This window comes from Paraburkholderia sp. PGU19, assembly GCF_013426915.1.
In the GTDB taxonomy this organism is placed as follows: Bacteria; Pseudomonadota; Gammaproteobacteria; order Burkholderiales; family Burkholderiaceae; genus Paraburkholderia.
The window spans coordinates 153,903-168,085 of the sequence record NZ_AP023182.1; the positions used below are offsets into that span (position 1 = coordinate 153,903).

At 60.4% G+C, this 14,183-nt stretch carries 16 protein-coding genes and 1 pseudogene; 5 read left to right on the forward strand and 12 right to left on the reverse strand.

Translation table 11 applies throughout. The features are described 5' to 3' along the window. Positions 1–12 precede the first annotated feature (12 nt). The 3 genes from H1204_RS41155 to H1204_RS41165 all read right to left on the reverse strand — a co-directional run bounded on the left by H1204_RS41155 (position 13) and on the right by H1204_RS41165 (position 3,358). Entirely contained in the window at positions 13–1,992 is a 1,980-nt protein-coding gene (locus H1204_RS41155) for an FAD-dependent oxidoreductase (RefSeq protein WP_180735849.1), read from the reverse strand. Positions 1,993–2,054: 62 nt separating this feature from the next. Next, positions 2,055–2,249 carry a cupin domain-containing protein gene (locus H1204_RS52025; protein ID WP_243469075.1) on the reverse strand — a complete coding sequence of 65 codons (195 nt, stop codon included), beginning with the start codon at positions 2,247–2,249 and terminating at the stop codon, positions 2,055–2,057. A gap of 485 nt (positions 2,250–2,734) precedes the next feature. Beyond that, entirely contained in the window at positions 2,735–3,358 is a 624-nt protein-coding gene (locus tag H1204_RS41165; RefSeq protein WP_180735850.1) for an XRE family transcriptional regulator, read from the reverse strand. 426 nt (positions 3,359–3,784) lie between these two features. On the opposite strand from H1204_RS41165, the gene H1204_RS41170 reads away from it, so the two are divergent. From H1204_RS41170 to H1204_RS41185, 4 genes are all read left to right on the forward strand, one after another. Then, on the forward strand, positions 3,785–4,879 hold the full coding sequence (locus H1204_RS41170) for an ABC transporter ATP-binding protein (protein WP_180735851.1): 1,095 nt from the start codon (positions 3,785–3,787) through the stop codon (positions 4,877–4,879). 64 nt (positions 4,880–4,943) lie between these two features. Continuing rightward, the gene (locus H1204_RS41175; protein WP_180735852.1) at positions 4,944–5,990 is read left to right on the forward strand and encodes an ABC transporter substrate-binding protein; all 1,047 of its coding nucleotides are present in this window, start codon (positions 4,944–4,946) and stop codon (positions 5,988–5,990) included. Positions 5,991–6,157: 167 nt separating this feature from the next. After that, complete coding sequence (locus H1204_RS41180; RefSeq protein WP_180736276.1) at positions 6,158–7,366, forward strand: ABC transporter permease; 1,209 nt, start codon at positions 6,158–6,160, stop codon at positions 7,364–7,366. An 11-nt stretch (positions 7,367–7,377) separates the two neighbouring features. Further along, complete coding sequence (locus H1204_RS41185; protein WP_180735853.1) at positions 7,378–8,211, forward strand: ABC transporter permease; 834 nt, start codon at positions 7,378–7,380, stop codon at positions 8,209–8,211. Positions 8,212–8,605: 394 nt separating this feature from the next. On the opposite strand, the gene H1204_RS41190 is transcribed toward H1204_RS41185, so the two are convergent. From H1204_RS41190 to H1204_RS41220, 6 genes are all read right to left on the reverse strand, one after another. After that, positions 8,606–9,766 (reverse strand): exo-alpha-sialidase, encoded by a 1,161-nt coding sequence (locus tag H1204_RS41190; RefSeq protein WP_180735854.1) that lies wholly within the window; start codon positions 9,764–9,766, stop codon positions 8,606–8,608. A 32-nt stretch (positions 9,767–9,798) separates the two neighbouring features. Continuing rightward, entirely contained in the window at positions 9,799–10,068 is a 270-nt protein-coding gene (locus H1204_RS41195) for a MoaD/ThiS family protein (protein ID WP_180735855.1), read from the reverse strand. Positions 10,069–10,330: 262 nt separating this feature from the next. Then, entirely contained in the window at positions 10,331–10,552 is a 222-nt protein-coding gene (locus tag H1204_RS41200) for a hypothetical protein (protein ID WP_180735856.1), read from the reverse strand. Positions 10,553–10,812: 260 nt separating this feature from the next. Then, a complete protein-coding gene (locus tag H1204_RS41210) occupies positions 10,813–11,022 on the reverse strand; it encodes a hypothetical protein (RefSeq protein ID WP_180735858.1) in 210 nt (69 codons plus the stop codon). Between the two features lie 19 nt (positions 11,023–11,041). Next, positions 11,042–11,260: a hypothetical protein gene (locus H1204_RS41215; protein WP_180735859.1), complete on the reverse strand. Its 219-nt coding sequence runs from the start codon at positions 11,258–11,260 to the stop codon at positions 11,042–11,044. A gap of 592 nt (positions 11,261–11,852) precedes the next feature. Next, on the reverse strand, positions 11,853–12,119 hold the full coding sequence (locus tag H1204_RS41220; protein ID WP_180735860.1) for a hypothetical protein: 267 nt from the start codon (positions 12,117–12,119) through the stop codon (positions 11,853–11,855). Between the two features lie 40 nt (positions 12,120–12,159). Here H1204_RS41220 and H1204_RS41225 point away from each other — a divergent pair, with 40 nt between their 5' ends. Further along, entirely contained in the window at positions 12,160–12,633 is a 474-nt protein-coding gene (locus tag H1204_RS41225) for a DUF1643 domain-containing protein (RefSeq protein WP_180735861.1), read from the forward strand. Here H1204_RS41225 and H1204_RS52780 read toward each other — a convergent pair. The 3 genes and pseudogenes from H1204_RS52780 to H1204_RS41240 form a co-directional block, all read right to left on the reverse strand. Continuing rightward, positions 12,549–12,839: a helix-turn-helix domain-containing protein gene (locus tag H1204_RS52780; RefSeq protein WP_274608281.1), complete on the reverse strand. Its 291-nt coding sequence runs from the start codon at positions 12,837–12,839 to the stop codon at positions 12,549–12,551. The genes H1204_RS41225 and H1204_RS52780 overlap by 85 nt on opposite strands. Positions 12,840–12,878: 39 nt before the next feature. Further along, positions 12,879–13,028: an NAD(P)(+) transhydrogenase (Re/Si-specific) subunit beta gene (locus tag H1204_RS41235; protein WP_346015806.1), complete on the reverse strand. Its 150-nt coding sequence runs from the start codon at positions 13,026–13,028 to the stop codon at positions 12,879–12,881. A gap of 55 nt (positions 13,029–13,083) precedes the next feature. Continuing rightward, positions 13,084–13,967 (reverse strand): annotated as a pseudogene (locus H1204_RS41240) (N-acetylmuramic acid 6-phosphate etherase). Positions 13,968–14,183: the final 216 nt, after the last annotated feature.

A 14,183-nucleotide genomic window follows, 5' to 3' on the forward strand; every position in this document is an offset into this window, starting at 1 on the left:
GGTCTCCACATCCTAAATTTGCCAGCCAGCTTTTAGTCCCTCATAGACGGCCTCCTCCGCGGTACGGGGCGCCATGCAGTCACCGATCGCAATCAGTTCCACCGACGATTCTGGCTGCCCGTCGATCCACGACCGCACCTCGTCCTCAAGCACATTTTCGGGCCTGTGGCCGTGGCATAGCACGAGGGTGTCGATGTTCTCGAATACGATCGCCTCGTCACTGGTGGTGTGCTGCATGAACACGGTGTCGCCGTCACAGCCATAGAGTCGTGCATACGGTGTGACTCTGATCTGCTGGCGATGAAGTTCGGCAGCTATGTTGTCGCGCACATACAGGGGCAACGTTTCACCCGCGTGCGTGCCGTTGACGGCGAGCTGTACCTCCGAGCCTGCGCGCGTCAGCGCCTCCGCGATGCCCGGTCCGATCCAGTCGCAGCGCCAGTCGACCACCAGAACACGAGGGCCAGCTGTGGCCTCGCCGCGCAACACTTGCCAGGCATCGACAACCTGCACGCCACCATCGTGTTCGAAGTCGGGTATGTAGGGTTTTGCGCCCGTCGCGAGAATGATCACGTCGGGTTGCTCAGACCTCACCAGCGACTCGCCGACCCGGGTGTTCCTGACAACGCGTGCCCCCGACAGTTCGAGCTCGCGCGCAAGATTCGTGACGATACCGCCGAACTCGTTCCGGCGCGGCAGCAACTGCGCGAGCAGCGCCTGGCCACCGAGCCGGCTGTCCGCCTCGTACAGCGTCACGTCGTGGCCGCGGCGGGCAGCCGTGGCAGCCGCCTTCATGCCAGCCGGTCCGCCGCCGACAACCATGACCTTCCGGCGTCGCGTGGCGGGTTGCATTTCGCCATACGTCAGCTCCCGCCCGGTCTCGGGGTGCTGGATGCATGAAATCGGATAGCCACGATGGAAGTGCCCGATGCATGCCTGATTGCAGGCGATGCACGCACGGATATCGTCGGTCCTGCCGGCCTTTGCCTTGGCCGGCATTGACGGATCGCAGATCAGCGCGCGCGTCATCCCGCACACGTCGGCCTGACCGTTCGCGATGACCGCTTCGGCCTCATGCGGCTGATTGATGCGTCCACCGACAAATACTGGAATCGTGAGGCGTTCCTTGAACACCTTGGAGTCGGGTGCAACGTATGCGTTGGCGAACGCCATCGGCGGAACGATGTGAATGGCGCCGCCAAGGGAAGCGGAGGTACCCGCGATGATGTTCACGTAGTCCAGCATGGGCTCTAGCTGAATACAGGCCTCAAGCGCGTCTTCCGCCGTCAGCCCGGCTGCGTCGCGCTCGCCGGCACTTATCCGCAGACCGATTACGAACGAGTCGGTAGTCTGTCGACGCATCTCGGCGAGCACTTCGCGCAGAAATCTCAAGCGATTGTCGAGGCTGCTGCCGTATTCGTCGTTCCTGCGATTGACCAGCGGATTCAGGAATTGTGAAGGCAGATAACCATGGCTCGCTACGAATTCCACGCCATCGAGCCCGGCTTCATTCATGCGTCGCGCCGCCTGACCGTATCCATGGACGATCTCACCGATCATCTCGCGCGTCATCGCACGAGGCATCACATGAAACCGCTCATTCGGGGTACTCGATGGCGCGTAGGCCACCGCGAGCAGGCCGTCAGCCGACTCCATCAGCTCGCGACCCGGATGAAAAAGCTGCGTGAACAGCCGGCAGCCGTGAGCATGGACCGCGTCGGCCAGTCGCCGGTATCCAGGAATGCAGCCGTCGTCCGTCGCCATGAGCAGATGCGATGTATATCGTGCGGTCTCATGCACGCCCGCCACCTGCATCACGATAAGGCCAGCGCCGCCACGTGCGCGAGCCTCGTGATAAGCGACGAGCGCGTCGTTGACCCGCCCGTCGGTCGGCATTGTTGTGTCGTGCCCGGTGGACATGATCCGGTTTTTCAGCGATGAACCTCGGATCTGTAAAGGCGAGAACAACTTGGGAAACTGGATGGCGCTCATGATCAGCTGAAGTTTTTGGGTCGGCAAATGGGAAATCAATGCGTGTGAAGTGCGGACGGAGCTCACGCCAGTGCGTGGCGTTCCTTCCAGTCGACCGGCGCAAGTGCATAAAACACTGTGGCACTGTCTCCTTCGTAGCGAAGCGGTGTGTTCTCAGGAATCCAGAGTATGTCGCCGGTCGTGGCTTCGAATGCCTTGTCCCCGACCCTGAGCCTGAAGACTCCATCGAGCACGACAATCAGTTCGTCGTAGAGCACCGTCCACTCAATGGAAACGTTGTCGAAACGGGCGACACCCGCCCCATCGTGTGACTGTGCTGGGGGCCAAAAGGCGGGCGATCGAAGCCGAACCGACTCCCTGGTCGCCGTATGGTTCGAAAGCGAGCGAGTTGCGCTTGAACTGGATCACGTCGGACATACGTCTATCTCCTCACACGGGTACTTATGGTTTGTCCCGAAGGCAGGATGGGTCGAGACACTGGCGAGCATTTTTTATCTCACAGTAAAAAAACGCAACGTTTTTTTACTAGGGATATTTCCCGAGTCCAGGCAGGCGTCGTCCCAGCAGGACGCGCGCAGACCCGCGCATTCGCGGTAAGCGCGGTCAGTTATGCCTTAGCGGTGGTTCCCGCAGGAACTTGATGTGAAGGGGGGCGGCAAGGATTCTGGGGGCGCGAGGCGTTTGACTGCGCTGTCGTACGCCGGCCCTGCCGGGCAGGGCCGGCGCTTGCCTTACGCAATGGTTAGTAGCTCGGCGGAGAAATGGCCCAGATCACGACGGTCTCGATCGCTCCGGGATTGCGGTACCGGTGTGCGAGTCGTGATGAGAAGGCGACACTATCGCCCTCGCTGAGGAGGAAGTGCTTGTCTTCGCCAATCCAGATTTCAAATCGCCCTGTCTGGACATACAGCACCTCATCGCCCTCATGGGAATAACTCTGCGGGCTTTCCCCACCTGGCGGAATGCGAACATGCAGCATCTCCAGCTGCATGTCCATTCTGGCTGTCAGCAATTCATCGACAATGCCCTGCTCATACCGCATCTGCAGGCGGTTTCCACGGCGTACGACGTAGCCCTCCTCACCAGCAGGAACGGGCGTATTGCCGGAAAAAAACCACTGCACCGTTACGCCGAGGGCCTTTGCCACGTTGACCAGCGCAGCAATCGAGGGCGACGCAAGGTCGCGTTCCAGCTGGCTGATGTAGCCCGCTGACAGGTTCGTGCTCTCGGCCAGCTGCATGAGGGTCATCTGACGACGCTTGCGCAGCCCGCGGATCCGCTCGCCAAGGATCGGTGTTTCCGCCGCGCTCGTAACCTCGTCTGAAGACAGGGTCGAGCTTGCGCGGCTGTTTTTCTGATAGGCCATGCGAATGATCGCTCCTTTCATCCACCCGGAAGGAGTGGGTCCAAAAAAGGCTATCCGGACGCCGTCCATGCTCGTCAGCGGTGGTCGACATTGCAAAAACAGACGTGCCATGCCCCTTCAGCGCGGGCACGTCGCATTGTTACACAGGCCGACGATGTTCTGAGCTGTAAGTAAAAATACTAGTCCATTTTTTTACTCCCGGAAAATCATTTCGGGTACATTCACGTCGACGGCAGACGACTTGTTGACTTCAACCGGGTCAACAGCGCCGCTTCTGGTTGCCTCGCCCCAACGCGCAAATTTTCTAGTGCTACCGGAAAGGCCGCAAGCGCGAACACAAGACGGAGATACCGCTTCGCGCATAGCGAGCATTCTCCGGATTCGGGGGCCAGAGCTACCAATCGCACCTCATTGGATATCGAATCTATGAATCAGACTGCAAATGTGCTTGTCAGCTTCCGCGGCGTACGGAAGACCTATGACGGCGAAACGCTCGTCGTCAAGCAACTCGATCTGGACATCTATCAGGGAGAATTCCTGACGCTGCTCGGACCGTCCGGCTCTGGCAAGACGACCTGCCTGATGATGCTCGCGGGCTTCGAATTTCCGACAGGCGGCGAGATCTGGCTCGACGGACAGTTGCTCAACAACGTGCCGCCGCACAAGCGCAACATCGGCATGGTGTTTCAGAACTACGCGCTATTCCCGCATCTCACCGTCGAACAGAACGTCGCGTATCCGCTGAGCGTGCGCAAGCTGCCCGCCAACGAACGCGCGCACAAGGTCAATAACGCACTGAAGATGGTGCGCATGGAAGGCTTTGCGAAGCGTTATCCCACGCAACTGTCGGGCGGCCAGCAGCAGCGCATCGCGCTCGCTCGCGCGCTGGTCTTCGAGCCCAAGCTCGTGCTGATGGACGAGCCGCTCGGCGCGCTCGACAAACAGTTGCGCGAGCACATGCAATACGAACTGAAATCGCTGCACGAAAAGCTCGGCGTCACGTTCGTCTACGTCACGCACGATCAGGGCGAAGCGCTGACGATGTCCGACCGCGTCGCTGTGTTCGACAAGGGCATCGTGCAGCAGCTCGACACCGTCGACAGCCTCTACGAAGCGCCGTGCAACGAGTTCGTCGCGAACTTCATTGGCGACAGCAACCGGTTGCGCGGCACGATCGCGAATGTCGAGGGCGACTACTGCGAGTTTCATCTGCTCGATGGCACCCGGCTCGTTGGGCGCCACATCGGCCGTGCGAAGGCGGGCGCACAGGGCGTCGCGTGCATCCGGCCGGAGCGCATGAAGCTTGCGGCGGGTGCGTCGAAACCTGGCGCAAATGCGCTGGCAGGCGAAGCGCGCGGTCTCATCTATTTCGGCGACCACGTGCGTATGCGCTGCGGCCTGCCTGAACAGGAGGAGTGCTTCGTGAAAGTGCCGCTTGGCACGGAGGCGCTCGAAGGCTTCGCGCCGGGCGCACCAGTTGGGCTCGAGTTTGCACCCGAACATCTGCGCATCTTTGCATGAGCCAAATAAAGACGGCGGTCACATCGAACGCCGTATCCACCATCACAAAGGAGACGACGACATCATGAGCAGGATCGGAAAAACGGGCTGTACGGCCATCGCGGCAGTCACACTCGCACTAGGTACATTTCACGCTGGAGCCACTGAGCTTACGGTCGCAAATGCGGGGGGCGCAAACGGCGATGCCCAGAAAGCCGCCTTTTACCACCCCTTCGAAGCGCAGACTGGCACAAAGATCGTCCCGGTTGAATACAACATGGAACTCGCCAGGATCAAGGCGATGGTCGAGACGAAGCGCGTGACGTGGGACGTTGTCGAGACTGAAACGGGTGATGTCGGCCGCGGCTGTGATGAGGGCCTGTACGAAAAGCTCGACTGGTCGAAGATCGCAAAGAGTGGTGATCTGATGCCGTATGCGAAGCAGACCTGTGCCGCCGGGATGTTCGTCTGGTCAACCGCGCTGGCTTACAACGGAGACAAGCTGAAGACTCCGCCGGCCGGCTGGGCCGACTTCTGGGACGTCAAGAAATTCCCGGGCAAGCGTGGCATGCGCAAGGGGGCGCACTACAACCTTGAGATCGCGCTGATGGCGGACGGTGTCGCGCCGAAGGACGTGTACAAGGTTCTTGCAACGAAGGAAGGTCAGGACCGCGCGTTCAGGAAGCTCGAGGCGCTCAAGCCGAACATCCAGTGGTGGGAAGCCGGTGCACAGCCGCCGCAGTACCTCGTTGCGGGCGATGTGGCGATGTCGACGGTCTATAACGGTCGTATCGATGCCGCCCAGAAGGAAGGCAAGAACCTGAAGGTCGTATGGAGCGGCAGCATCTTCGATATTGAATGGTGGGCAATTCCGAAGGGCGATCCCAACAGGGAACTCGCGCAGCAGTTCATCGCGTTCACGCTGTCATCCAAACCACAGGGCGACTTCGCCAAAAGCATCGCGTACGGCCCGGTCAACCAGGCGGCAATTAAATCGCTTGACGCAAAGACGCTCGCGAATCTGCCGAACTCGCCAGCCAACGCCAGCAACGCGTTGAAGATGGACATCACGTTCTGGGCTGACCACGGCGACGAACTGGAGCAGCGCTTCGCGTCGTGGGCTTCGAAGTAGGCTGGAACTGTATCGGTGCGGAATTGTAGTCCGTACCGAACGGATGCAAGACCCGCGCACCCGTCCAGAGGCGGCGCGCGGCAATACGCAAGGCAGGAGAAAGGTGTGACAACGATGACGATCGCCGCCGACCCGGCCCCGAGTCGACCAACAAACTCAAGCGCGAACTGAAGGCCGCCGAAGCGAAGAAGCGCGCGATGGCGCTGCTGCTGATCGCGCCGCTCGCGATATTTCTGCTGATGATCTTCGTGGTGCCGATCGGCGCGTTGTTGACGCGCGCGGTGCAGAACCCCGAGATCGCGACGGCGCTGCCGCACACGGTGACGGCATTGCGCGACTGGGATCGCAAGTCCGCGCCGACAGACGCTGCATACGCCGCGCTCGCCACCGATCTCACCGCCGTCGCCGACGGCGAAGCTATGGGCGCGCTGGCGCGCCGCCTGAACACGGAGATTCCGGGCTATCGTTCGCTCGTCGCGAAGACGGCGCGCGCGATGCCGCTGAACGACGACGCGGGCCACGCACTGCCGCCCGCTCAGGTGAAGGCAAAGATTCTCGAAGTCGACGAACGTTGGGGCGATGCGAAATACTGGCAAGCGATTGCCAAAAACGGCAGCACGATTTCGCCGTTCTATCTGCTCGCCTCGCTCGATCACAAGCAGGACGCGTTTGGCCACATCATTCCGACCGACCCCGAGCAGCAGATCTATCTCGCCGTGTTCAGTCGCACGTTCGTGATCGGTTTCGCGGTGACGGTGTTCGCGCTGCTGCTCGGTTATCCGCTCGCGTACTGGATTTCGACGCTCAACGAACGGCGCGCGAATCTCGTGATGATCCTCGTGCTGATTCCGTTCTGGACGTCGATCCTCGTGCGCGTCGCCGCGTGGATCGTGATTCTGCAAAGCGAAGGGCTCGTCAACAAGGCGTTGATCGGCTCGGGGCTGATACATGATCCGCTGGCGTTGCTGTTCAATCGCGTCGGCGTCCATATCTCGATGACGCACATTCTGCTGCCGTTCATGATCCTGCCGCTCTACAGCGTGATGAAGTCGATTCCGCCGACCTATCAGCGCGCGGCGATTTCGCTCGGCTCGCATCCGTTCGCAGCGTTCTGGCGCGTGTATGTGCCGCAGACGTATCCGGGCATCGGCGCGGGCGCGCTGCTCGTGTTCATTCTCGCGATCGGCTACTACATCACGCCAGCGCTGCTCGGCGGACCGAACGATCAGATGGTCAGCTACTACGTCGCGTACTTCACCAACGTGACGATCAACTGGGGCATGGCGTGCGCGCTCGGCGGGCTGCTGCTCGCGGCGACGCTCGTGCTGTATGTGATCTACGGACGCTTTACGCGTTCGAACGTGAGCCTTGGTTGAGGAGCGACGCGATGAAATTTGCCAAACCGATGTTCGCGCCGCATACGTCGATAGTCGAGCGCGTGTGGTATTTCACGTTGCGCGGGCTTGCCGTGCTGACGCTGCTGTATCTGATTCTGCCCGTGCTCACGATCGTGCCCCTGTCGTTTTCGTCGAGTACGTTTCTCGTCTATCCGATTCCGGGCTGGTCGCTGCGCTGGTATCAGAACCTGATCGCCTCCGACGAATGGCGGATGGCCGCGAAGAACAGCTTTATCGTCGCGCCGTCGGCGACCGTGCTGGCGACGGTGCTCGGCACGCTCGCGGCGATCGGTCTGACGAAGGCGAACTTCAAGGGCAAGGCGCTGCTGATGGCGATCCTGATTTCGCCGATGATCGTGCCCGTCGTCGTGGTCGGCGTCGGCATGTATCTGTTCTTTGCGCCGCTGGGACTGGCCAATACGTATATCGGCCTGATCATGGCGCATGCATCGCTGGGTGTGCCGTTCGTCGTGACGACAGTGGCGGCTACCTTGCAGGGCTTCAACGACAACCTCGTGCGGGCAAGCCTGTCGCTTGGAGCGAACCCTGTGAAGACGTTTTTCAGCATCACGCTGCCGGTGATCGCGCCGGGCGTGATTTCAGGCGCGCTGTTCGCGTTCGCGACGTCGTTCGACGAAGTGGTCGTCACGCTGTTCCTCGCGGGCGCCGATCAGACGACGTTGCCGCGGCAGATGTTCACAGGCATTCGCGAGAACATCAGCCCGACCATTGCCGCGCTGGCGACGATTCTTATCGTGTTTTCGACTTGTCTGCTGCTCGCGCTCGAATGGCTGCGTGGAAGGAATGCGGCGCGGGCGGCGTGATTGCTTTTGTTGGTGACCGGAGTTCGCCGTACGGCAGTCCTTCGGTCGCCGGATCCGAACGGCTCTTTGTGGCCCGTAGCACCGGTTCGATGAATGTGCTGTCGTGAGGACGTTGCACCACTCAATGGCAGCTTTCCGAACGCGTACTGCTGGCAACCTTTAGTCGTTCACCATCGGCATTGCACGGTCATTTCCGCAGCCGCTCCGAATCAAACTGGGGACCTCCAAACGTGGGTCGTGTGATTCCCGAGTAATCAGTATCTCGAAGGAGTCAACTGAGTCGCATCAAGCGCCTGAAAGTGGTTGGAGGACCGCAAAGCGATCATCTGTTCCCGCTTCGGCCCTATCTGCTCGTACATAGGACTTTCATTCCTCACTCGCCCTGTCCCTCGCCTCATCCAAACCGAACACAATAAACAGGCGGCAAATGCGCTGAAATCAATTGCCAGCTTTCGCCGCCGTCGTCGGACGTCCATAGCGAGCCTGTGGTCGACCCCATCGCAAGGCGCGTGCCGTTCTCATCTACGGCAAGCCCGTGGCGATACACCAGGTCATACGCCGGTGCGGGCGGCAACCCGTTCGAGAAACGCTCGAACGTGCGGCCGCCGTCGCGTGTGCGCGTGACGATGAACTGAGCGTCCATCGGGATGCGGCACTGGTCTTTCACGGCAGGCACGAACCACGCGGTGTCCGGCTCGCGCGGATGTACGGCAACCGCGAAGCCGAAGCTCGATGGCTGCGCTTCGATCCGCTGCCAGTGTGCAGCGCCGTCGGTCGATCGGAAAATCGCACAGTGATGCTGCGCCCACAGCGCATCCGGGCTTGCTGGACATTGCACGACACGGTGCGGGTCCTGCACGTTGGCATCGCGGCGCCGCTCCGGCGGCATGTAGTCAGCCTCCATGCCCTCGGCACTCACGCGCCAGGTCGCGCCGCCGTCGGCCGTTTGCCAGACTCCGCCGCACGATACGCCGATTGTCACGTGCCGGCTGTCGCGCGGATCAACCATCACGGAATGGATGCCGGGCGCGTCGTAGCCACCGCCAAACCATTCTCGGCGCTCTGGGCGATCCCACAGGGCACGGTTGAGCACCCATGTGTCTCCGCCATCGCCGGAACGGAAGAGCCCGCCGGGAATCGTGCCGGCCCACAGGACGCCCGGCTCGTCCGGGCCGCCTGTTTCGAGTGACCAGATTTGCTGAAGCGTCCAGGGAGGGGTCGGCGGGCTGGGCATGGCAGCGCTCGCATTGTCCGCGCCGGTATCCGTACTCGCGTGCACGCCGTCACCGTCACGTGTCTCGTCGGCAGGCTCCGGCGGGTAGACAGGAACCGCGCACTCTTCCCAATCCGCCATGCCCGCACGCCGGCGATGCAGTTTCACGCCGAAGTGGCCGAGATTGAGCGCCGCATACAGCGATCTGTCGCGCATATCAGCCAGCACCATACTCACTGGCTCGCCGGCGAAACAGGGCTCATCGAATGTCCAGCCGCCCGCACCATCGGCTTTCAGAACGAACAGGCCCTTGCGGGTCGCGACAAGCAATCGGTCGCTCATGGCGAGTTACTCCTCGAGTACGGATGGCCCTCTTACCCACCCGACAGGGCCTGTACGACATAAATCCGGCTTTGCTCGCCGAGGGCATCGGACAGATGTTGGCGGTCGAGCACCCGCCGGCCGTCGACGAACACGGCGAGATGCCGCCGTAGTGAGCCCTGATCGTCAAGGATGTAGCCGCGCAGTCGAGGTTGGGCGGCGAAGACGGCCTCGAGCGCTTCGCCGAGCGTGCGCGCTTCGATCTCGCGCTCGGGCGTTGCGATATGTCGTTGAATCGATGCAGCGAAAAAGATGTGCGCCATGACGGGGGCGCGGCGCGGGAATGGCCACGTGAACTGGTTCTATAAGTTTAGGCGATCCGCCGTGTGCATTGTGGCGTCGCCATCCACCAGACGATAGGTCTCGATAAATTGCCGCGCGGCATGACTCGCCGCCCTTCACGTATCGGCAAGATGAGGTTGACCCGACGACCGTCACTGAGCTACTCGAGAATAAAGACGCCTTATGGGAGCTTCAAATGCGATGCTCAGAAGTCATCGGCCGTAACCGCAATCCTTGACGTCTTTATCTGCAGGACTTTGCATCGACCACTTTCAGGATCGCCTCAAGATTGTCCCGTAGAGCCTTCAGATCCTGGTCGGCAGACCCGTCAGACCCGAAGACATCGGCGAGGCACTCTTGCGTCACCTGAACCATCAGTATGGTCTCGGGATGCAGATGATTGAAAAACGGATCGCCGTCGCGACGCAAGATCGGCATTCCATTTGATGCAGTCATTGAAGCCATCCCGTTCCATTTGGTGTTGTGATATTTCAGGCGCCGCAAACAGCTGAGCTACCCATTATGCAGAAAGAATCATACGTCGAGATACATCACGTTCTGATACGTTGGTCGTCATTTACCGCCGCCGCAAGCATCATACGATCGCGATTGACGGGCGCATACGTTTTGCAAGCGCGCGGCCAATACGCGCGGTCGCCGGGATAAATGCGCAGGCCTGTCAACACGCAAGATCCCGCTTTTGGTGAGATGCCTGTTCGCCACACCTAATCAAGTCTGCCGGTGATCGACAGCGATAGCGCACGCAATGTCGCAAGTTCCGTGATCAACGCACCAAGCGCGCTATGCTCAGTGCGTGACGCTTCCTCGCCCACACGCTTTGCGGCGTGCAACGCGCGCAGCCATTCCTCGAGCACGACGACACTCGAATCGATGCGCTCCGGACCGCTGCGTTCGAATGCAAGCTCGGCGGTCACCTGTTCCCAGCCGCGTGCCCTATCCGGAGCTGTTGTCGCACCACTGCATCGCCCAACGCTGCGCCGCTTCGATAGCGTCCGCGTCGGAGGGATAGTCGCCGAGGTCGCCCGAATATTTCACTTCGACGGCGTCTCCGGTCGCCGAGTCGCGCCGGTAGATCTTTGCTCGGGCGTAGTAACGACCGCCTTCATCAAGAGGCGACGCGTTGATGTGAAACTCCCTATAGTCGAATTGCATGGCCGTCTCCGAAAAGTTGCTCTACTCGTCGTCGCGCTGGATAAGCTTCGGCCGGCCCGCCGCATCTGGACCCATGTTCACCAGGTTATTTCGGTAGTCACAGTCGCGACAAATAAAAAAGAATCCGCTTTCGTCGGTTTGGGCTTCGACCTGATTGAACGAGAAACGTGCATTGCAGTTTCGGCAAGTCCACATGGCTATCTCCGCCGCCGTTTGCGCCGCTTGGGTGGTTGCCCGGGTTCCGAGGGTCGGCGCGGCAATTCAAGACTCTTGTTCTTTAAGCAGCTTGTTAGCAAGGGCGCGCGCTCCAGCTCAATGTTGCCCAGCGTTCAGCAGCACCCAGACTTGTTTTCCCGGCTCGCCTTTGAGGATACGCGCAAATGCGGCGCCGCATCGTGTGCAGGTGTAGTGCCGCGCGACCTGGGCGTCTTTCACTGCCCCGGCTCCGACCAGAGTCAACGTATCGTGAGGACGGACCGCCGACGGCTGTCCGTAAAGATCAGCGCATGGTGCGCAGGTTGAATCCAGAGTTCCACATTAGAACTCCTGCAGCGTACGCCGACCAGGGATATAAGGCATGTGCGGAACGACCTCAGCCATTGTTCACGAAACCGCCGCCCTGGAGCCTCGTCTCATCGCGCTGCATGCGCTCGATCGCCCAGGATCCGGCTTCAGACATTGCCTCGTCGCGACTATCGAATTCGGCGGGGATTCGGTGCTTAACAGAAGGCGTAAATTCCTTCGTATGGTCTGCCTTCCGCTCGAAAAACACGAAAGCCTCCCATTTACCGTTTTCAAGCGGCGCAGCAAAGGCCCACGCAAAGTACCCGTTTTCTTCGAAGAACACGTTATCGGGCACGGCAGTCTCCTGGCTAGTTATATACCGCAGGAATCCTAGCATGGGCGCCATCCTCAGCCCGCGCGGCGCGTACCGCTACTTGCTGAAGCGTCAGGCCGAATCGATGGCACCGATGAAGTCGACCGCATTGTTCATCATGTTGAACCCGAGCACAGCGGACGCCACGCTCGACGATCCAACGGTCCGTCGGTGCCGTGGCTTCGCGAAGCTTTGGGACTACAATGGCCTCGCCGTCGCGAGCCTGTATGCGCTGCGCTCGACCAACCCAGCCGCGCTGTGGGCGCATCACGATCCAGTCCGCCCCGACAACGACGACTACCTATGGATCGTCCTGCGCGAATGCGGTGATGTCGTGTGCGCGTGGGGATCGAATGCCAAGCCTCAGCGCGCCCCTCGTGTCGCCAGCAGCAGGTCGTTCAGCCTTCAAAATCAGTCGAGAGATGGTGCCGTCATATCTTCGCCAGTGGTGCGCCGATCGAAGATCCACTGTGCTTCAGCTTTGACATCGTCGTGATCGCCTTGAAGTAATTCGAGCAGCAGATCCGTCTTGCCTTCGAAGTTTGAATAGAACGCGCCGCGCGAATATCCGGCTGTGGCCGCGATATCTTCGACGCTCGCCGCAATGAGACCCTTCGTCGAAAACATATCGCGCGCTGCATTCAGCAAACGTTCGCGCGTCTGCTCCTTGCTTTGCTCTCTGGCCAGACGCTTCGGTTTCACTGGCGAAAGATCTCGTTGGAATGTGCGGCGCGCAATATGCTATGCCGCCTTCATCATGTCCTCCACGACCTTCTTCGCATCGCCGAACACCATCATCGTCTTGTCCATGTAGAACAGTTCGTTGTCGAGACCGGCATAACCCGGCGCCGTCGACGCAGGACATCGTACAGCTCGTCGTTGTACCGACAGGCTTGCTCAATGACGTCGCGAACGTGTTACCCGCTACCCCCGCCTTCAGTTTTTGTCACCCTCTCAGGGCCTGGCGTACATTGCCCCTGGCCGCCGCCAGGCGCACCTTCGCCGCCTCCGCATCAATGCCACATTTGAGCGCCACAATCGCCACCTTTACCTGATATCCGCATAAGACAAGCGTATGGCGGGCAATTTCCTCCGATACGCCCGTCGCGTGCATGGTCAGGCTGATAGCCCGGTGCACCAGCTTTGCATTGACCGGGCGCAGGTCGACCATAAGGTTTCCATATACCTTGTTCAATCCCACCATCAAGGCACTCGAGAAACTGTTCAAGGCAATCTTCTGTGCCGTCCCGGCCTTCAGACGCGTACTACCCGAAATGATTTCCGCCCCGGTCACAAGCGCAATGCCGATTTGTGCGGCAGTCAGCACCGGGGCGTTCGGGTTATTTGCGAATCCGATCGTGAGTGAACCGCTGGCCCGTGCCGCACGAAGCGCTCCCAGCACGTAAGGGGTACAACCCGACGCCGCAATTGCGAGCACCACGTCGTTGGCTGTCGGCCGCACAGCCAGCAGATCCGCCTCGCCTTGCTGATCGTTGTCCTCGGCGCCCTCCACTGCATCGGCAAGTGCGTCGGCACCGCCAGCCACCAGAGCAATCGCGCGAGACCGAGGCCACGAGAAGGTTGGATACAGTTCTACCGCATCAAGCAGTCCAAGACGCCCAGAGGTGCCGGCACCCACGTAGATCAGACGGCCTCCTGCCGCAATTCGGGGATCGATTCACGTACCGCTTCGGCCAACCGTACGCGGACAGCCCAGACCGCCTGAGCGGCGTTAAGCTGATCCTCAACCAGAACCTCGACCAGCCGATCGACAGGGTACAGGTCAAGGTCGGGATGCTGCGGGTGCGGATTTTCTGTACTGTTTTGCATCGCGATTCATCCCGGGCGAAAATTCGGTCGCCAAAGGTGGAGTTGTCCACATAACCACGTGTCACCCATTTATTACACCCTTTCCTAGATTATTCCGATTCAACAACTCCCAAAAGGCTTGTTTGCGCAGCATCCTTCGCCCCTCGTAAAGGGCTGGTTTTTGTGATGTTTATCTCCGATTCCATCTGTCCGTGCAACAACCGTCTGCGGTCCGCC

Bases quoted from the DNA above. Each gene is read 5' to 3' on its own strand.
- H1204_RS41190 (WP_180735854.1), bottom strand. From the start codon at position 9,766: ATGAGCGACCGATTGCTTGTCGCGACCCGCAAGGGCCTGTTCGTTCTG.
- H1204_RS41195 (WP_180735855.1), bottom strand. From the start codon at position 10,068: ATGGCGCACATCTTTTTCGCTGCATCGATTCAACGACATATCGCAACG.
- H1204_RS41185 (WP_180735853.1), top strand. From the start codon at position 7,378: ATGAAATTTGCCAAACCGATGTTCGCGCCGCATACGTCGATAGTCGAG.
- H1204_RS41165 (WP_180735850.1), bottom strand. From the start codon at position 3,358: ATGGCCTATCAGAAAAACAGCCGCGCAAGCTCGACCCTGTCTTCAGAC.
- H1204_RS41200 (WP_180735856.1), bottom strand. From the start codon at position 10,552: ATGGCTTCAATGACTGCATCAAATGGAATGCCGATCTTGCGTCGCGAC.
- H1204_RS41215 (WP_180735859.1), bottom strand. From the start codon at position 11,260: ATGCAATTCGACTATAGGGAGTTTCACATCAACGCGTCGCCTCTTGAT.
- H1204_RS41155 (WP_180735849.1), bottom strand. From the start codon at position 1,992: ATGAGCGCCATCCAGTTTCCCAAGTTGTTCTCGCCTTTACAGATCCGA.
- H1204_RS41170 (WP_180735851.1), top strand. From the start codon at position 3,785: ATGAATCAGACTGCAAATGTGCTTGTCAGCTTCCGCGGCGTACGGAAG.
- H1204_RS41175 (WP_180735852.1), top strand. From the start codon at position 4,944: ATGAGCAGGATCGGAAAAACGGGCTGTACGGCCATCGCGGCAGTCACA.
- H1204_RS41225 (WP_180735861.1), top strand. From the start codon at position 12,160: ATGGGCGCCATCCTCAGCCCGCGCGGCGCGTACCGCTACTTGCTGAAG.